The sequence below is a fragment of the Brevibacillus sp. AG genome, from assembly GCF_028369215.1.
Taxonomy (GTDB): Bacteria; Bacillota; Bacilli; order Brevibacillales; family Brevibacillaceae; genus Brevibacillus; species Brevibacillus porteri.
Window position 1 is genome coordinate 400,562 of the sequence record NZ_JAQMYO010000006.1, and the last position, 16,961, is coordinate 417,522.

Below are 16,961 nucleotides of genomic sequence, written 5' to 3' on the forward strand. Positions count from 1 at the left end.
AAGGAACATACAAAACGGCTCCCCGGATTCGTTCGAAGGAGCCGTTTTTTCTCTTTATACGCCTTTGGAATAGAGCCATTCTAAACAACCTTGGCTACGCCAACGGCTGTGTATTTTTCTTTTTCAAAAACCAGCTTTTCACGTTGCCATTCAAAATCAGATGGGTGACTACTCCCGCAATCAAGCCCCAGAAAGCAGCGCCGATCCCGCCAATGGAAATACCGGAAATCGTGACGAGAAACGTAACCAAGGCGCATTCCCGTTCCTTTGCTTCGCTCATCGCCTGTGCGAGGCTGGAACTGAGCGAGGCAAACAGAGCCAAGCCCGCAATGACGGCAATCAATTCTTTGGGCAAGGCAGCGAATACCGAAGCCATCGTAGCGCCAAACATCCCGAAGATTAAGTAGAAGCCCCCACAGGCAATCCCGGCAATGTAGCGCTTAGTATGATCCTGATGAGCTTCTTTTCCCGTGCAAATCGCAGCTGTAATCGCCGCCAGATTGATTCCCGGTGAACCAAAAGGAGCGAGCAATAGCGAAGCGATGCCAGTAGTCGTTACGAGAGGTCCAGCAGGTGTATCGTACCCGTCTGCTTTTAAGACGCTAATTCCCGGGGCGTTCTGCGAGGCAAGTGCGACGATGCACAATGGAATCCCCAAGCCGATGATCGCATCGAGAGAAAACGTCGGCATCGTAAAGATGGGCTGGACGAGGGACATCTGGACATTGTCCATTTGCAAACGCCCCAAAAGAAAGGCGACAACCAAGCCAACCAAAAGCGTAAGCACGACAGCATACCGTGGAGACCAGCGTTTGGCGAACAGGTAGCAAAAGATCATCGGAAGAGCCAATGCAGGCAGGTGCTGCATGGAAACAAAGACGTCTACGCCAAAAGACAGGAGAATCCCCGCAAGCATGGCGGTCGTAATCGACTGCGGCACGTATTTCATCAAGACGGAAAACAAACCGGAAACACCGACGAGCGTAATGACCACGGCCGAAAAAATATACGCGCCAATCGCGTCGGGAAAGGAGTATACCGTCAAGCTGGTGACTAACAGAACTGCCCCCGGCGTCGACCATGCTGTAATGATCGGGGTGCGAAACCAGATGCTGAGCACAATGCACGTCAAGCCGCTCCCAATCGAGATGGCCCAAATCCAAGAGGCGAGGACAGCATCGCTGAGTCCTGCACCTTTGGCAGCTTGAAAGACGATCAGCAATGGTCCTGCATAGGAGACCATCGTGGCGATGAGTCCAACAATAACGGCAGATAGAGAGAAGTCAGCAGGGATTTTTTTTAGGTTCGAAAAAGGTTTTTCAGGTACCACGACGTGAATGCCTCCTAGATGCGCCAATGCAGACGTTATGCTTTTTCGTTCAAAATGTAGCGAATCGTCCGTTTGGTGATGTTTAATTTTTTGCTTAAAAGCTGTCTGTTTCCATTCGTTTCGGTCAAGCCCTTTTCGATAATCGTTCGCCCGATCTCGCCTTCGAGCTGTTTAATCCGCTTGATCAAATAATCGAAGTCGATCCCGTCTACAGAGGTGACAAGGCGGCTAATTGTATCGACAAAGCGCTCGCATTCGTGATCGATAACTTGTTCTATCCGTTTGGGGACAGTGGGCGGATGCACCTGTACCGTGCGGCTCCGCAAATTCGCTGGCAAATGCTCGGCACGCAGTCGTTCGCATTCGTGCAACGCGATGGTTTGATTCAGTACGTTGATCAGTTGGCGGACATTGCCCGGCCAATCATAGCGCTGCAAGAGCTCGCTGGCATCCTGATCGATTTCGCACGGGTCTCCACTGCGCTTTTGCAAGTAGTAGTGCGCGATTGTCGGGATATCCTGAATCCGTTCTCGGAGAGGAGGAATCGACAGCTTGATCCCTTCCAGACGATACAACAGGTCACTGCGGAAACGATTCATCCCGACTTCATGTTCCAGATCGCGGTTGGTAGCAGAAATAAAGCGAATATTGCTCTGACCGATCTGCTCGCCACCGACGCGCATGAACTCTCCCGTCTCTAGCGTACGCAAGAGCTTCACTTGGATGGAAGGAGGAGCCTCCCCGATCTCGTCAAGAAACAGCGTTCCGTTATGTGCCAGCTCGAACAAGCCTTTGCGGGATTTGAGGGCTCCAGTAAAAGCGCCCTTCTCATAGCCGAACAGTTCACTTTCCAGCAAGGATTCCGGCACTGCCCCGCAGTTAAAAGCGACAAAAGGCTGCTGGGCGCGATTGCTTGCTCCGTGGAGGAAACGGGCCATCAGCTCCTTGCCGGTACCCGTTTCGCCTTCAATAAGCACATGGATCGCTTTTTTTGCTAATTTTTTGGCAATTGCGATTACATTGGCCATCGGACTGTCAGATGAATACACGATACCATATTGGGCGGCTTCTTGGGATAGGTGATCGCTGTGTTTGCTGGAAGAAGAGAGCACCGTGTCGATGACCTGCTCCAGACTGTCCAGATCGTCGAACGGCTTCTCCAAGTAATCGCGCGCGCCCCATTGCATCGCTGTCACAGCCGATTTAATCGTACTGAAGCCCGTCATGATCAAGACTTCGCAGGCGGGAAATACTGCCTTGATCTGTTTGAGCAGCGTCAATCCGTCTGCATCGGGCAGCTTCAGGTCCACGAGTGCAGCGTGAAAGCCGGTAGAATCCGAATGAAGCAGTCGTTCCACGTCCTTTCCAGAATTGGCGACGACGATATCGCAGTCTTTTTTCTTGAGGAAATAGGTGAAAAAGGTAGTCACCTCTGTTTCATCATCCACGATCAAAATCCGTTTTTTCTCCATCGTTGTCCTCCTCGTCAGCTAACAGTGGCAAAAGCATCGTGAACTTGCTGTACTCTCCCTCCACGCTTTCAGCAAACAGCTTCCCGCCGTGCGCTTCTGCAATTCCAAGACTGACGGAAAGCCCGAGACCAGTCCCTTTTGTCCGTTCCTTCGTCGAGAAGAAAGGCTGAAAAATCTGCGAAAGCTGTTCTGCACAAATGCCTGTGCCGTTATCGTAGACGGATAAGCCTACGTAAGAGCCGTCCTCCTCTTGTACGAGGAAGGAACGGATGACAATGTGTGGAGATTCCCTGCCTACCACAGCGTCCCGTGCATTTAACAGGAGATTGATCACAATTTGCTCGATCTGATGACGACTTCCATGAAACAGCAGAGGAGGCTCAGACATTTCCCGGGTTATGGTCAAGCCGGAAACAGACAGCTGGTAGCCAATCAGTCCTAGAACGTCCTCTACGACCACGTCAATAGAGGTAGTAGAAAACAAGTACTCTTCCTGCCGCGAGAAGGTGAGCAGGTTTTGAATGATCTTTTTGCAGCGTACCCCGCATTGATAGATGTCTTTCATCAAGGGAGCCTCTGGTGCATCTGTCATCTCGCGCATGAGCAATTGAGAGTTTCCGAGGATGGCCGTGAGCGGACTGTTCAGCTCATGGGCAATGCCGGCAGCCATCTCTCCAATCGCCGCCATTTTTGCGGATTGAATCAGTTGGGCTTCGATTTTGATCTTTTCATTCACGTCTTGAAAAAGCAGGCTGTTTTCTACGACGACACCGACATGGCTGGCGACGAGCTGAATCAATTCGGCTTCGTCCCGATCGACTAGCTGCTTTGTTTGGCGTAAGAGTGTCAGAAAACCAAAAGTCTGATTCAACTGACTGCGCAATGGAACCGAGGTGGCGTGATGCTCAGGCAGTACTTCGGCAAGGGTAAGATGAACCTGCCCGGTGAGCACAGGGGCTTCCACTGGAACGGTCTGTGTCATCGTATGGCATTGCCAATCCCCATCATTCCACTTGGCGAGATAGGAGGAGAGCGTGCCTCCCTTCACGATGGTTAGGGCGAAATGCTCGAACACGAGAATTTGCGAGAGCTGTGCGGCGATATAACTGGTTGTTTGTTGCCAGGTGGCGTTGATCTGAATTTGTGTCAGCTGGTTAATAACGGCGAGCTGCTTGTTTTTCTTTTTCATCTCCTCGATAAGATAGACGAGTTCACTGTAATAACTTTTTCGCGAGGATTGAATTCCGGTCAATTTTTCCAAAATCTCTTGTTTGGTATGCATGACGAACCTCCTACAAGGCTTGGCGAAACAACGTCGCGACATCGTGGACGGTCATGTCGCGGGGATTGGTCGTCATACACACGTCCAGTACGGCGAGAGAGCTGAGCAGGTCGATTTGCTCTGGATGCAGCCCGATAGCCGACAACGATTGGGGCACTTCCAGATCGCTTACCAGCTCCTTAACCGCTTTGAGTGTGAGACGAGAGGCAGCATGTGTGCTCAAGCCCGCAGTGTTTTCACCGAGGCATTCTGCGATGTGTCTGTATTTTTCCGGTGCCGCGATGTAGTTGTACTCAAGCACGTGTGGGAGCAGGATGGCATTCACCTCGCCATGCGGAGCGTCGAGGAATCCCCCGAGCTGATGGGACATGGCATGGACAGCACCAAGGATGGCGTTGGAAAAAGCGATTCCGGCTTGAAGACTCGCCATGGCCATCGCTTGCTTGGCCTCTGTATTATATTGACTGGCGACAGATGGGCGCAAATGCTTGGAGATGAGACGCATGGCTTGCAGCGAATGCACCTCGGTAAGCGGCGTTGCGGCGAGCGAAATATACGATTCAATGGCATGTGTCAGCACATCCATGCCTGTATTGGCAGTGAGCAGCTTGTCCTTGGTCATCAAGGTTTGCGGATCGATGATGGCGATATCGGGTATGAGCGATTTGGAGATGATCGCCATTTTCACCTTGCGTGCACTGTCTACAATGATGGAAAATTGCGAAACCTCCGATCCGGAGCCGGCAGTAGTCGGTACCATCACCATGGGAGGAAGGGGATGCTGGATATTGTCGACGCCTTCGTATTGGACGATGCTGCCCTCGTTGGTAGCCAACAGCGCGATTGCCTTGGCTGCATCGATGGCACTGCCTCCACCGACACCGAGAATGGCATTGCATTCCTTGGCTCGATATTCGGCAATCCCGGCATGAATCTCGTAGTCTTTCGGATTAGCTGTCACGTTGGTCCATAGATGGTAGTCGAGCTTTTGCTGCTGCAAATAAGAGATGATCCGCTCAATCCAGCCTGCGTTTGCGACACCAGGATCACTGACAAGAAAGACGCGAGAAGCTCCCAATCGGCGCAAGCTTTCCCCTACCTGGCCGAGGGACTGGTTCCCGAAAATGATTTCCGGCGTCATGAACTTGGATATTTGCATGCATTCTCCCCCTTTTTCCACTACGTAGTAATACCGCAGGCAAGGATGAATACCCTTTTTCGGCCAAAAGGTTGGCAGGCGGGCCGTTTTTTCGGCTCATGTGCCGCCATATCGGCTGCTTGGAAGAAAGGAAACGGCTAGATCATTGAATGATTAAGCGTTTTCATGTTGGCATACGGCTTGCAATTAGTAGGAGGCGGGAAGAACACCTGCCCTTTACGCACATGCCTGAAGGGGAAAAAAGAGGAGGAAGGTCAAGATGAAAGCAGCAGTAGTCAACGAGTTCCATCAAAAGCTGGAAGTAAAGGAAGTCGCTATTCCAGAAGTCGGACACGGTGAGGTTCTGGTAAAAATCAAGACGTGTGGTGTCTGCCATACGGACCTGCATGCGGCACACGGGGATTGGCCTGTGAAGCCAAAGCTGCCTTTGATTCCTGGGCATGAGGGCGTAGGTGTTGTCGAAAAGCTGGGGGAAGGCGTTACCTCATTGAAAATTGGTGATCGTGTAGGAATTCCGTGGTTATTCTCCGCTTGCGGCGAATGCGACTACTGCCTGACAGGGTGGGAGACACTGTGCATGCAACAGTTAAACGGGGGCTATTCCGCTGACGGTGCCTATGCTGAATATTGCGTAGCACCTGCTGCTTACGTGGCACGCATTCCTGACGAGCTGGGGGATGTGGAAGCAGCGCCGATCCTGTGCGCAGGGGTAACCACGTATAAAGCATTGAAGGTAGCAAACGTGAAGCCAGGTGAATGGGTGGCGATCTACGGCATCGGCGGTTTGGGGCATGTGGCTCTCCAATATGCCAAGGCGATGGGCTACAACGTCGTAGCGGTCGATATTCACAAGGAAAAGCTGGACTTGGCAAAAGAACTAGGGGCAGATGTGACAGTAAACGGCAGTGAGGTTGATCCGGTCCAAGCCATTCAAGAGCAGGTGGGCGGTGTCCACGGGGCGATCAGCGTGGCAGTCACCAAGAAGGCGTTTGAACAAGCGTACAAATCGGTTCGACGCGGTGGGTCTCTCGTTGTTGTTGGCTTACCGAATGCAGAGTTGCCCATCCCGATTTTTGATACGGTGTTGAATGGAGTGACAGTGAAAGGCTCCATCGTGGGGACTCGTAAGGATATGCAAGAAGCACTTGATTTTGCAGCACGTGGCAAGGTTCGTGCGATCATCGAGACGCAGCCGCTGGATCAGATCAACGATGTATTGGAGCGTTTGGAAAAAGGTCAAATCAATGGTCGGGTTGTTTTGACGATGGAGTAGTCGAAGAATATGTGAAGCTGTTGTCGGGCTATGCTTTTCTCAAGCATGGACTGGGCGACAGCTTTTTATTTGTATGAATGAAAGCGGCTGTGGTAGGAGTACCACCCTACGCGGAAGTAGCCCATACCATTTTTCATCTGACCAACCAAATTCGAATATAGGTGACTACTATGCCCTCTTTTCCAAGCTGATTGGTTATGTAGTTTTTAGGGTTTTTAATCCTGACTACGCATCCCAAATAAATTATCAGCCTAAGTTTAATAAACCTGAATTTTAACGAAGTAGAGAGAATAAATGTAGTGAAGCAACCTAGTACGGCTATCTCATAAGGCTTATTATGGCCAAGGGATAGCTTTTCATGTTTTATCTGTTCCACTTTTCTCTTAGTACCAGAATATCTGTATATTCTTTTGTGATTCTAACAAATGCTAGAAGACATATACTTGAAGGAGAAATTAACGAAAAAGGAAAAGCTGTAGGGTGGCATCATGAGCAAAGTTCAGCAAGCAACAGAATTGTCGGAAGCCCAACTAATCCTGATTCACACGGTGTATACGAGGGTGTAGTAGATATTTTTAATGGCACATCTTATGTCAGGAAAGAGCAAACATCGTTCTTCTTTCCAAAACATTTGTCTGCTGATGATGTAATGACCGCTATTTATGAAGTGTATGTTGACGCAATCCCCGCCATAAAGTCTAATGGAACGGAAATGATATACAAATGGGTAGGTAGGCATTCCTCAGGCATTAAAATTGAACTTTGGCTAGACAAGGATGGAAGGATTACTACAGCTTATCCAATTTATGAACCGTAATCTAGGAGGAATCCTTATGATACCTTACAAAATTATTTTCGATGATAAGGCAGATAAACTACGAATCTGCTTACCAGAACATTTATCGATTGTAGAAGAATTTTTAGAAGTCGAGGTTCGATCAGAACTCTCGAAGAACTTAATTTTAGACAGGATACAAAGAGCGGTATCTGGTGAAGAAGAAGTATCAGATGGTACTGGAAATTTATACAGTTCCGAAATACGGAGGGATTATACTCGAATTTATAACTCATACGTTGAGGAACAACTAGAAAAGGGTATAGACACTGGCGAGGATTTGGAGTCGATCATTGAAACAAAGTATTTTGCAGAGCTAGTTACGATTTGGATGAATGCTCTAAATGCGTATAGACAACAACGCGATTCTACGAAATGATTGAAAGAACGGATAGTATTAAAGAAAACAGAAGTAGATAGCCACAAAAAGCCGCTTATTTAGTTAAGCGGCTTTTTCGTAAATGCCTTTGGAGAAATTAAGTGATCATTGCCTTATGGATTCCTATCAATAGTATTGCACCCTCTAAAAAGAGAGTTTTCCATTTTCTCCTTTCCTCACTCTATTAGAAAGTGTAATCTATTTAAAAATGATTCAAATCGATTATATCATTCGTGGATGATTGTGCTATCATATCCATAAAAAGGAATCATCAGGAGGGTGTATTTGCTGTGATTTCAGAGGGAAAAACCTTTGGGGGTATATTACGAGTATATCGAAATAGAGCAAACTTAACACTGACTGAGTTATCAGAAAGAACAGGTGTAGCTTCTGGAACCATTAGTAAGATAGAATCTGATGCATTTACTTTACCAAATATGCAGCATGTAATGAAACTGGCAAAAGTACTGGATATTCCACTTTATACAGCGATCGTACCCTATTTACATAAAATGAAGCGCGAAGCGACACTGCGGTCTCTATTAGAGGCTGTGATGCAAGAGAAGAATGTGGTTCTTACCAACAAAGTAGCTTTGCAATTGTTAAATTGTCCTAAAAGCAATACATTTCTTTCTTTAGACTATCTGTATCAAACAGCAGGAACGGAAACGGATGAAGAACTGCGCTTGGCTCTTTATGACGTGATCTGTGACTACTCACGTGAGCATGGAATTCCTTTGTATCTGGCAAGATCACTTTTCCAACGATATATGATTCGACGTGAAAATCTAAGCCAGTTAGATCAAACCTATGTAGAGGGTAAGGAGCTATTACACTATACATCCTATCTGCATATCAATGAGCGAATTTTGACCTACTATAAATTTTCCTTCCATGCATTGCGTCTTGGATTCTATTCAGATTGTATTCATCTGTGTAAACAAGGTCTTGAAATCGACCATAGTCAGAGTGAGCAAAAAGCAGCAGCGATCCTTGCGATCATCATTTCCTATTTTGAGCTGGAAGACTACACATTGGGACATTTTTATCTGGAGAGATACGAAATGTTCGATTATCCCGAGGTACATAAACATGCCAGACATATTCGGGGGAAACTATACGGAAAGACAGGGAAATTTGATAAGGCCATTCCGGTATTACAAGAATGTCTTGCGCAGCAAGCACAAGATGACAAGATTGTGATCGCGAATGATTTGTTAGAGATTTATATTCAGGTAGGAGAAGAAGAGAAAATCCGTGATCTGTTTTTGGCAGAAGCATCGATCTTGCCGAAGAGTCTCACTACTCCGAATCAATACAATCAAATGGGCCTGTATTTCCGAACGAAGGGCACCTTTTACATTCAAAAAAACGAAGTAAACTTAGGAATCGAGAGTCTTGTGGAGAGCGTGAATTACTATCGGGCAATCAATGAGATCAAACAAGCAGATAAGAGTCTGAGCGTTCTTTTTGAATTCTATGTGTCACAGAAAAAAAATCTTCCGTTTGATATACTCCATAAATTGGTAAACGTGTATAATGGAAGTAATCATAGATCCAAACAGGAGGTATAGGTCATGAAGAAATGGATATTGTCTTTGTGTATGTTAACTGCCTTCATTACATTACCAGTTTTAGTAGAACAACCACCAGCCAAGCAATCCAATCCGATTATCCAATATGGCTGGCCGGAGCCTTGGTAATCATCTGAACAATACGATCAATGCCCTCCAATTGGAGGGCATTTGTTATAGTTGTAAAACGGACCACAACAGTCGGAAGACAACATTTTCACTTGAGTAATTCGTTATAATTAATTATAACTAGTTATATATAGCTATAATTGGTATGGAGGTAGCGGATGCAGATGGTGACGACGACGATGGTCAATTCGCAAAAATTATGGATGGTGGTTAAGCGGATGGAGCCTCATTTGATCCGCAATCAAGCCAATATGGAGAGGCTTTTGAAAATGCTGATGATCCACGATGTCTCCTCCGTCTCAGGTTCCTCCTTTCGCGGGCTGCAAATAGACGATGCTTCGAACAGCGATATCAAAGAGCTTTGGAGCGAGTTCGAAAGCAATGAGACGTATGAAGCGAAAGTCGCCCATGCCATTATTCGTCTGATCGACCAAATAGAAATCGAAAACTAGCTGACTACCATATGCTGTGTCCCGTGCGGACTGGCTATGGTAGTTTTTTTCTGCTTTCGCACACAATGGGCGCATGAGCCATAGGCTGATGGTAGCTTTTTTGCTGAGGTGATACACATGAGACGCCCGGATAATCAGCCGGATTTTATCGGTGCCCTTCTAAGTATGATCCTTGGAGTCTTCATTTCGTTCGAGGCCTATCGTCTGGAGGCATTTTCGACGTCGTTATACGTAGGGGATCACACGCTGCCAGCGATTCTCGGTTTATTGTTTTTCATGCTGGGAGGTGTGCTTCTTATCCAATCATTCCGTGTGACGGAGGAAGCCTCTTCGCCCAATCCCGGACCGCTTCTTCCTGGAAAAAGGCTGCGCCTACTGCTTTGCTTTTTATTCCTGTTGCTGTATGTCTGGCTGCTCGGCGCGATCGGTTACACAATGGCTACGCTCTTTGTCTCCTTTGCCTTTTTTATCCTGATCGGCAGTTATCGGTGGCGTACGTCCATCGTGTACTCTGTTCTTTTGACAGGGGGGCTGTATGTGGTGTTCATCTATTCGCTGCATATCACACTGCCTGGAGGAGTTTTGTTTTAGAGCAAGCATGAGAAGGAGGTGCTGATTATCGAGACGTTCCAACTATTACTGGCTGGTTTTGCTTCAGCCCTCACCCCGGAGCATTTGCTCATGGCAGCACTCGGCGCTCTTATCGGCACCTTTGTAGGTGTATTGCCCGGTCTCGGTCCCACTTCTGCCATCGCGATTCTGCTTCCAGTGACAGCTGTCCTGGAGCCGACACAAGGCATGATCATGTTGGCAGGGATTTATTACGGTGCCATGTACGGTGGCTCGACGACAGCGATTCTGCTGAATATCCCGGGGGAGCTATCATCAGTCCCCACGTGTTTGGATGGCTATCCGCTCGCGAAAAAAGGGAGAGGTGGGCCGGCATTGGGGATATCCGCACTAGCTTCGTTTGGAGCAGGGGTACTCGGGGTAATCGGACTCGTCTTTTTCGCGCCCATTTTGGCAGATCAAGCGTTAAAATTCGGACCGCCTGAATATTTTGCGCTGATGATTTTGGCTCTCACGCTGATGGTCAGTCTATCAGGAGGATCATTGGTCAAATCGTTTTTGATGGGGGCATTCGGTTATTCGCTCGCTCTAGTTGGGCTGGGACCATCCTCTGGCATGCCGCGCTTTGATTACGGTGTCCCCGCATTGGTCGGAGGTTTTGACATGATTAGCATCATCATCGGGTTGTTTGCGATTACAGAAGTCCTTAAAGGGATTGATGAAAAACGCACAGCTACCCTCATTGGCAAACCGGGCAGTGTCTACCCGAAAAAGGAAGACTTGAGAGTAAGTGCCGGGTCTATGCTGAGGGGCGGGATTGTCGGCTTTTTTCTTGGATTGCTGCCGGGCTGTTCGGCTGCGATCACGTCGTTTTTGGCGTACGACATGGAGAAAAAGCTATCGAAGCATCCCGAGAAGTTCGGTCAGGGAACGATCGAAGGGGTGGCGGCACCAGAAGCAGCGAATAATGCGACGAGCAGTGCGGGCTTCATCCCGCTGTTTTCGCTAGGGATTCCTTCCTCACCACCACTGGCGATTTTGTTGGCAGGCTTGATGATCTACGGATTGACGCCAGGCCCAGTTTTGTTTGAACAAAATGCGAGCTTTGTCTGGACGGTCATCGCCTCGATGTTCGTGGGGAATGCGATGCTTCTCGTGCTGAACCTCCCGATGGTATGGGTGTGGGTGAAATTGACAAGGGTGCCATATGGCATCATGGCTCCGATTATCCTGATGTTCTGCACGATTGGGGCATACAGTGTGCGGAACAGCATGTTTGATGTGTGGGTCGCGTTTCTGTTTGGCGGACTTGGGTATGTCTTTTCCAAATATAAATGGCCAGTTGTTCCGCTGGTTTTGTGCTTCATTTTGGGACCTCTTCTGGAAGAATCATTCATTCAAACGATGGCGATGGGCTCGGGTGATCTCAGCATTGTTTTGTTCCGGCCTTTATCGTTGACCATCTTGCTGGCAGCAGGAACACTCTTGATCATCTCCATGATGCTGAACCGCCGGACACAGCAACGGTTGAAGGAAGAGAGAGACCGGGGAGTAGATGTCGCGTAGGGAGGAAGAGTCAGTGAGAGGGTATAAACAATGGGCGGCTGTCATCATGTCGTTGCTTTTGGCGGCAGTCGTTAGTGCATGTGGAAATCAAGGTGCAGCCGAGTCGGCCTATCCATCGAAGCAGGTGGAGTATATCGTGCCGTATTCTGCTGGGGGCGGAGTCGACCTCGTGGCCAGAGCGGCAGCTGATTATTTGAGCAAGGAATGGGGGCAGCCCATCATCGTCGTCAACAAGGCGGGAGGTGGTGGGGCAGTAGGAGCGGAGTATGCCTTAAAGCAAGCCAAAAATGATGGTTACACAGCGCTTGCCGTCAATGTATCCAATACGACGATGCTCGCTGCTGGGATGAAAACGCCGCCGATTACAAACGAGGATCAAGTCTATTCGGCCAGGATTGGCAAAGGAACGCTTGCTTTTGCAGTAAAAGCCGACGCGCCTTGGAAAGATTTCGCTGAATTTTCCGCGTGGGTACGCGCGAATCCGGAGCAGTTAACATGGACTTCTGTAGGGCCAGCAGGCTTTTCCGCATTTGGGGTAGCAGAGTGGCTGGATGTGATCGGAGCAGACTTCTCCAAGACGAGAATGATCGTGACAAAAGGCGCTTCCGATTCCGTCCCGAAAGTCGCTGGAGGGCACGCGATTTTGGCGGTGCATACAGTAGGGGAAATCATGCCGATGCTGCAAGCGGGCAAGGTCAAAATCCTCGCCGTATCCGGTGACACGCGAAGTCCATTCCTGCCTGACGTCCCTACTGCGGAGGAGCAAGGCATTCAAGGCTTGTCGGTTTTCTGGTGGACCGGAGTGTCTTTTGCCAAAGGAACGCCAGAGTCGGTTATTCGCAAATGGGAAGAAGCGATTGCCAAGATGGAAAAGGACCCAGCCTTTTTGCAAAAGCTGAGTGAAATTCAGGTGGAGCCGGCATACGCGGTCAGTGAAGCATTTACGAAGGAAACACAGGCAGAAACAACGTACTACTTGGAATTGGCGACCAAGAAGGGCATTCGAAAATAAGGGTAAACGAAAAAAGGGAGAATGGCTTAATAGCTGTTCTCCCTTTCCATCTATTTATTTAGGTATCCGTTTTTCGTACCTGAATTTATAAAAACCATTTGCTGCGTTCGGCGCTGTCTCGCCGACCTTTTTGTAACCGCATTTCTCGTAAAAGTGCTGGTTGCGCTCGGCTTCATAGCCGGTATCGAGCGTCCACTTCTTGATGTGTGGATACGCGGCCTCCATGAACTGCATGGTTTGGCTTCCGATACGCAAGTTTTGTTTATCAGGATCGACATAGATGATCCCCAGCTCCAAATGCTCATGATCGACTGGAAGGAGGCAAAAACCGCCAACGATCTGGTCATCCAGCAAGATCGTATAGTAATGAGCCTTTTGCATGAACAAAACATGCTGGTCAGGCTGGTCATGTCCGGCAGGGCCTTCTCCATACTTTTGGACGTCTTCTGCAAAGCAGCGAACAGCAATTTGGGTGAGTTGCTCCGCGTTCGCGGGGACAGCCTTTTTGAAAAAAACCATAGGACTCATGAGATCATCTCCAGTTCGTCTGACTACTTCGAAATTGGTGTATGTATGATTAGCAAAATTCTCCTATATAGCAGACGGATGAACCCACAGAATGGTTACCTACTTATTTTTCTCATGAAGCTCTCCAACGGTCCCCTCTCGAACCAACGTCTCCATACAAGCGTGAGCACAATGGAAAAAAGGAAGAATCCTACGGCGTAGAGCATCGCAAAAGCAAGCGTTTGATTTTCGAGTCTGCCAATCAAGGCGAGGAAGCCGAGCCCAACAATGATATGGCTGACGTAGTGTGTCAGTGTCAGTTGTCCGGTTTTTACCCATGTCTGCGTAAACCAGCTGTTCGCGAATTTTTCCGCAAAGCTGACGCACAGAAGGATGATGATGACAGCGGTGCTTGAGCTGGACAGCACATAAAACAGGTTGGGTGGGACTGGTTTCGTTCCCCATAAAAATAGGGCCATCTCGCTTCCGACGACCGGAATAGAGAGCTTGATCAACCCATACGATAAAACTTCCAAGCTGACGAACAGAGCAGTTGCCCAGCCCAACATTTTTTTGCGTATAGATCGATCGAGCAGGTTGAGTCGACCCAGCCACAAGCCGAGAAGGAAAAAGCACATCCAGGGAAATACCGGGTGATAGCCGTTGTACAGTAAGTTGCGCAGGAATCCTTCGACTGTCCAAAAATCAAGATACTCGATAAATGGTTGCTTCGGGTTCCACCCTTGCATGTAGTTGAGCGACAATTGTAGCGTTTGAGCTGTGAGCAGGATACCGCTAAATGCGAGAAGAAGCGTTTTTTCCGATACGACGAGGAGGAAGGAGGCAATGAGCATATAGACACCGTAGTAATGCAGGATGTCGCCGCTCCAACTACCGAGATAGAGCAACATCCCGGTCACGAATAAAAATAAGGAGCGCTTCCAAAGGACGTGGCGGCTAGCCTGCAAGAGGGCCGGGTCACCTGAGGTCCTGGCCTTTTTTGTCATATACGCAATGCCGATTCCCGCTAAAACAACGAATACGGTAGATGCTCTACCTTGAAACAAACTGGATAAAGCGATGAGCCAGTCAGGTCCGTTATGCTCTGCGTTCAAGATGACAACGTAGTTGACGATCATCATGCCGAGCATGGCCCACGCCCGCGCAAAATCGAGACCAATGACTCTGGTAGAAGACACTTTCATCCGGGTTCTTTCCTCTCCATTTTTATTTACTTACCGGTAAGTAAAATATAATGGGGTTGATTGTAAATAGCAAGCCCTAAAATGGTGGAGATGGATAAGCACAACTGTCCTTTGCCCGGACACAGATGTCTCATACCTGTCTGGATTTGAGAAGGTCGAGACAGCTTGTCGCTTGTAAAAACCACGTGTGGCAAGGGGGGATTCGTTTGGTATCCAACTTGCAAAGCTTTTTTCTGAATGCGGATGCAATTGTAGAGGAAGGGAGAGAATGGCTTGGATATGCGGGAAGTGGTTGCCATTGTAACGGGTGGTGCTTCCGGTTTGGGAGAAGCCGCTGTGAGGAATGTAGTTCAACACGGGGGAAGAGTAGCCATTCTTGATTTGACGGTAGAGAAGGGGCAAGCGCTGGCGAATGAGCTGGGGCGCGAAAATGCTTTGTTCGTGCATACGGATGTCGTGAGTGAGGCGAGTGTACGCGATGCAATCGATCTGGCTGCTGGCACATTCGGTACGATTCACGCCGTAGTCAACTGTGCAGGGATCGGTTTGGCACAAAAAACGCTGTCGCGAAGCGGTCCACATCCACTGGAATCCTTCAGCAAAGTCATTTCAGTCAATCTGATCGGTACTTTTAATGTCATTCGGTTGGCAGTGGAGCAAATGGCAGGAAACGAGCCGAACCAACAGGGGGAGCGGGGTGTCATCATCAATACCGCATCGGTGGCAGCTTTTGAAGGGCAGGTGGGGCAGGTTGCCTATAGCGCCTCCAAAGGCGGAATCGTAAGCATGACTCTGCCGCTAGCAAGAGACCTGGCTTCGTATGGCGTACGCGTGATGGCAATTGCTCCGGGTCTATTTGACACGCCGATGTACGACCAACTGCCTCGCTCTGTAAAAGATGCGTTGGGTGCGACTGTTCCTTTTCCCGCACGCATGGGTGATCCGAAAGAATACGCGATGCTCGTGAACAGCATCATCACCAATTCGATGTTGAATGGTGAAACGATCCGGCTGGATGGGGCAATCAGGATGGCACCGAAATAGAGAAGACGTGTTGACAGGAAAATAGTTAGGTGCCATACTATCTCCATGACAAACCATTCAAACGGAAGAAAACAAGAAGAAGCGATCCCATCGCTTGTTCAATCGCAGCGCCAGATTGATCAGTATGGACTCGATGTTGATGCGCAAGCTGTACTCGTCGCTGCTAGGCTGATGGAGGCAGGAGCCAAGCTTGGGCATGCGGCCGAAATACATTTTGCCAGATTCGGCTTATCAACGGGACGATATCGCTTATTGGCAGACCTCGAAGATAACGGTGGGGAAGTGCTGCCTTCACAATTGGCAGAGCATTTGGGGGTAACACGGGCTACTGTTACTGGTCTGATCGACATCCTGGAGCGCGATGGCCTTGTTTCCCGACGAGCGAGTGCAAAAGATGGCAGGCAAAAATCGGTCATTTTAACGGAGCTCGGTGCTAGCAAGCTGCGTGAAATGGCGCCTGAGCACTTTACGAGATTGGAAGCGATGGTCGGATTGCTCAATACCGAGGAGCGCAGTGTGTTTCTCGAACTGCTGGGCCGCGTGACACAAGGCATCTCGGCGCTGACAGACGAATAGTAAGCAGCAGGAAAGTTGTAAAGCGGGCTAGGTAGCTAGCCCATTTTCATCCTTATGTAGTTAGGTTCCTAATTATTTTTTGAAAAGGGGAAAGGAGGTGAAACACATGCATGACCCTGCAAAAGCGGGAGGTGTTTATCCGATCAAAGGCGCACGTTCGGAACGAAAATCGTTTGTTTTATGGCGAGAAGTAATCATGGCTTATTTGTCTCCTGCGATCATGGCGAGCATAGGGGGATGGATCACCGCTGACAAAGGGCTGCAAATAGGGGCATTGACCACGATTGGCGGAACATCCGCATTGATTGCCGTACTCCTTGGGCGATGGTTACAGGGCCGTGGTATACATAAACGCTGGGTCACCGACACGCCTCATTTGGCGACGGTAGCGGTTATGGGGATGACAATGGCAGTGATCGGTCTCTTGGCAGCATGGCTAACAACGGAGTTACTCGCTATCTTTGCTCCCGGTGAATCGTTGGCTTGGCTAAGTCGTGTCTGGATCGACTTCCCACTGTCAGCGATAATCGCCAGCACGTTAATCACTTGGCGTTGGCGTAATGCCATCAATCATGACCATCAAAAAATGAATTAGT

At 48.8% G+C, this 16,961-nt stretch carries 18 protein-coding genes; 12 read left to right on the plus strand and 6 right to left on the minus strand.

The genetic code is table 11. The features are described from left to right. Positions 1–94: 94 nt before the first annotated feature. Genes POF51_RS18245 through POF51_RS18260 form a run of 4 tightly spaced genes read right to left on the minus strand, consistent with a single transcriptional unit; the run spans position 95 to position 5,243 of the window. Entirely contained in the window at positions 95–1,330 is a 1,236-nt protein-coding gene (locus POF51_RS18245) for a benzoate/H(+) symporter BenE family transporter (protein WP_069848484.1), read from the minus strand. Positions 1,331–1,365: 35 nt separating this feature from the next. Continuing rightward, positions 1,366–2,802: a sigma-54-dependent transcriptional regulator gene (locus tag POF51_RS18250; RefSeq protein WP_069848482.1), complete on the minus strand. Its 1,437-nt coding sequence runs from the start codon at positions 2,800–2,802 to the stop codon at positions 1,366–1,368. Beyond that, complete coding sequence (locus POF51_RS18255) at positions 2,771–4,084, minus strand: sensor histidine kinase (protein ID WP_069848479.1); 1,314 nt, start codon at positions 4,082–4,084, stop codon at positions 2,771–2,773. Before POF51_RS18255 ends, POF51_RS18250 begins: the two co-directional genes overlap by 32 nt. A 10-nt stretch (positions 4,085–4,094) precedes the next feature. Then, entirely contained in the window at positions 4,095–5,243 is a 1,149-nt protein-coding gene (locus POF51_RS18260) for an iron-containing alcohol dehydrogenase (protein ID WP_069848477.1), read from the minus strand. A 259-nt stretch (positions 5,244–5,502) separates the two neighbouring features. Between POF51_RS18260 and adhP the strand changes: the two genes are divergently transcribed. The 9 genes from adhP to POF51_RS18305 all read left to right on the plus strand — a co-directional run bounded on the left by adhP (position 5,503) and on the right by POF51_RS18305 (position 13,033). Next, positions 5,503–6,516 (plus strand): alcohol dehydrogenase AdhP, encoded by a 1,014-nt coding sequence (gene adhP, locus POF51_RS18265; protein WP_069848475.1) that lies wholly within the window; start codon positions 5,503–5,505, stop codon positions 6,514–6,516. Between the two features lie 358 nt (positions 6,517–6,874). After that, positions 6,875–7,333, plus strand: a complete 459-nt coding sequence (locus tag POF51_RS18270; protein WP_271755849.1) for an EndoU domain-containing protein — start codon at positions 6,875–6,877, stop codon at positions 7,331–7,333. A gap of 16 nt (positions 7,334–7,349) precedes the next feature. Further along, positions 7,350–7,730 (plus strand): hypothetical protein, encoded by a 381-nt coding sequence (locus POF51_RS18275; protein WP_069848471.1) that lies wholly within the window; start codon positions 7,350–7,352, stop codon positions 7,728–7,730. A gap of 290 nt (positions 7,731–8,020) precedes the next feature. Beyond that, on the plus strand, positions 8,021–9,304 hold the full coding sequence (locus tag POF51_RS18280) for a helix-turn-helix domain-containing protein (protein ID WP_069848469.1): 1,284 nt from the start codon (positions 8,021–8,023) through the stop codon (positions 9,302–9,304). A 3-nt stretch (positions 9,305–9,307) separates the two neighbouring features. Continuing rightward, positions 9,308–9,433: a hypothetical protein gene (locus POF51_RS18285; protein ID WP_017251227.1), complete on the plus strand. Its 126-nt coding sequence runs from the start codon at positions 9,308–9,310 to the stop codon at positions 9,431–9,433. Between the two features lie 158 nt (positions 9,434–9,591). Beyond that, complete coding sequence (locus POF51_RS18290) at positions 9,592–9,885, plus strand: hypothetical protein (RefSeq protein ID WP_069848466.1); 294 nt, start codon at positions 9,592–9,594, stop codon at positions 9,883–9,885. A gap of 117 nt (positions 9,886–10,002) precedes the next feature. Beyond that, positions 10,003–10,476: a tripartite tricarboxylate transporter TctB family protein gene (locus tag POF51_RS18295; protein WP_069848464.1), complete on the plus strand. Its 474-nt coding sequence runs from the start codon at positions 10,003–10,005 to the stop codon at positions 10,474–10,476. An 18-nt stretch (positions 10,477–10,494) separates the two neighbouring features. Then, entirely contained in the window at positions 10,495–12,021 is a 1,527-nt protein-coding gene (locus tag POF51_RS18300; protein ID WP_271755851.1) for a tripartite tricarboxylate transporter permease, read from the plus strand. Further along, positions 12,011–13,033 carry a tripartite tricarboxylate transporter substrate binding protein gene (locus tag POF51_RS18305; protein ID WP_069848462.1) on the plus strand — a complete coding sequence of 341 codons (1,023 nt, stop codon included), beginning with the start codon at positions 12,011–12,013 and terminating at the stop codon, positions 13,031–13,033. The genes POF51_RS18300 and POF51_RS18305 overlap by 11 nt, the downstream gene beginning before the upstream one ends. Before the next feature lie 54 nt (positions 13,034–13,087). On the opposite strand, the gene POF51_RS18310 is transcribed toward POF51_RS18305, so the two are convergent. Together POF51_RS18310 and POF51_RS18315 are read right to left on the minus strand one after the other, a co-directional pair. After that, positions 13,088–13,561 (minus strand): GNAT family N-acetyltransferase, encoded by a 474-nt coding sequence (locus POF51_RS18310; RefSeq protein ID WP_069848459.1) that lies wholly within the window; start codon positions 13,559–13,561, stop codon positions 13,088–13,090. 95 nt (positions 13,562–13,656) lie between these two features. After that, complete coding sequence (locus POF51_RS18315; protein WP_069848457.1) at positions 13,657–14,745, minus strand: DUF418 domain-containing protein; 1,089 nt, start codon at positions 14,743–14,745, stop codon at positions 13,657–13,659. 273 nt (positions 14,746–15,018) lie between these two features. Here POF51_RS18315 and POF51_RS18320 point away from each other — a divergent pair, with 273 nt between their 5' ends. The 3 genes from POF51_RS18320 (at position 15,019) to POF51_RS18330 (ending at position 16,960) form a co-directional block, all read left to right on the plus strand. Next, positions 15,019–15,789, plus strand: coding sequence for a 3-hydroxyacyl-CoA dehydrogenase (locus POF51_RS18320; protein ID WP_069848454.1), 771 nt, complete (start codon positions 15,019–15,021; stop codon positions 15,787–15,789). Positions 15,790–15,834: 45 nt separating this feature from the next. Continuing rightward, positions 15,835–16,365, plus strand: coding sequence for a MarR family winged helix-turn-helix transcriptional regulator (locus tag POF51_RS18325; protein WP_271755853.1), 531 nt, complete (start codon positions 15,835–15,837; stop codon positions 16,363–16,365). A gap of 106 nt (positions 16,366–16,471) precedes the next feature. Next, a complete protein-coding gene (locus POF51_RS18330) occupies positions 16,472–16,960 on the plus strand; it encodes a hypothetical protein (protein WP_069848452.1) in 489 nt (162 codons plus the stop codon). The last annotated feature ends 1 nt before the right edge of the window (position 16,961 follow it).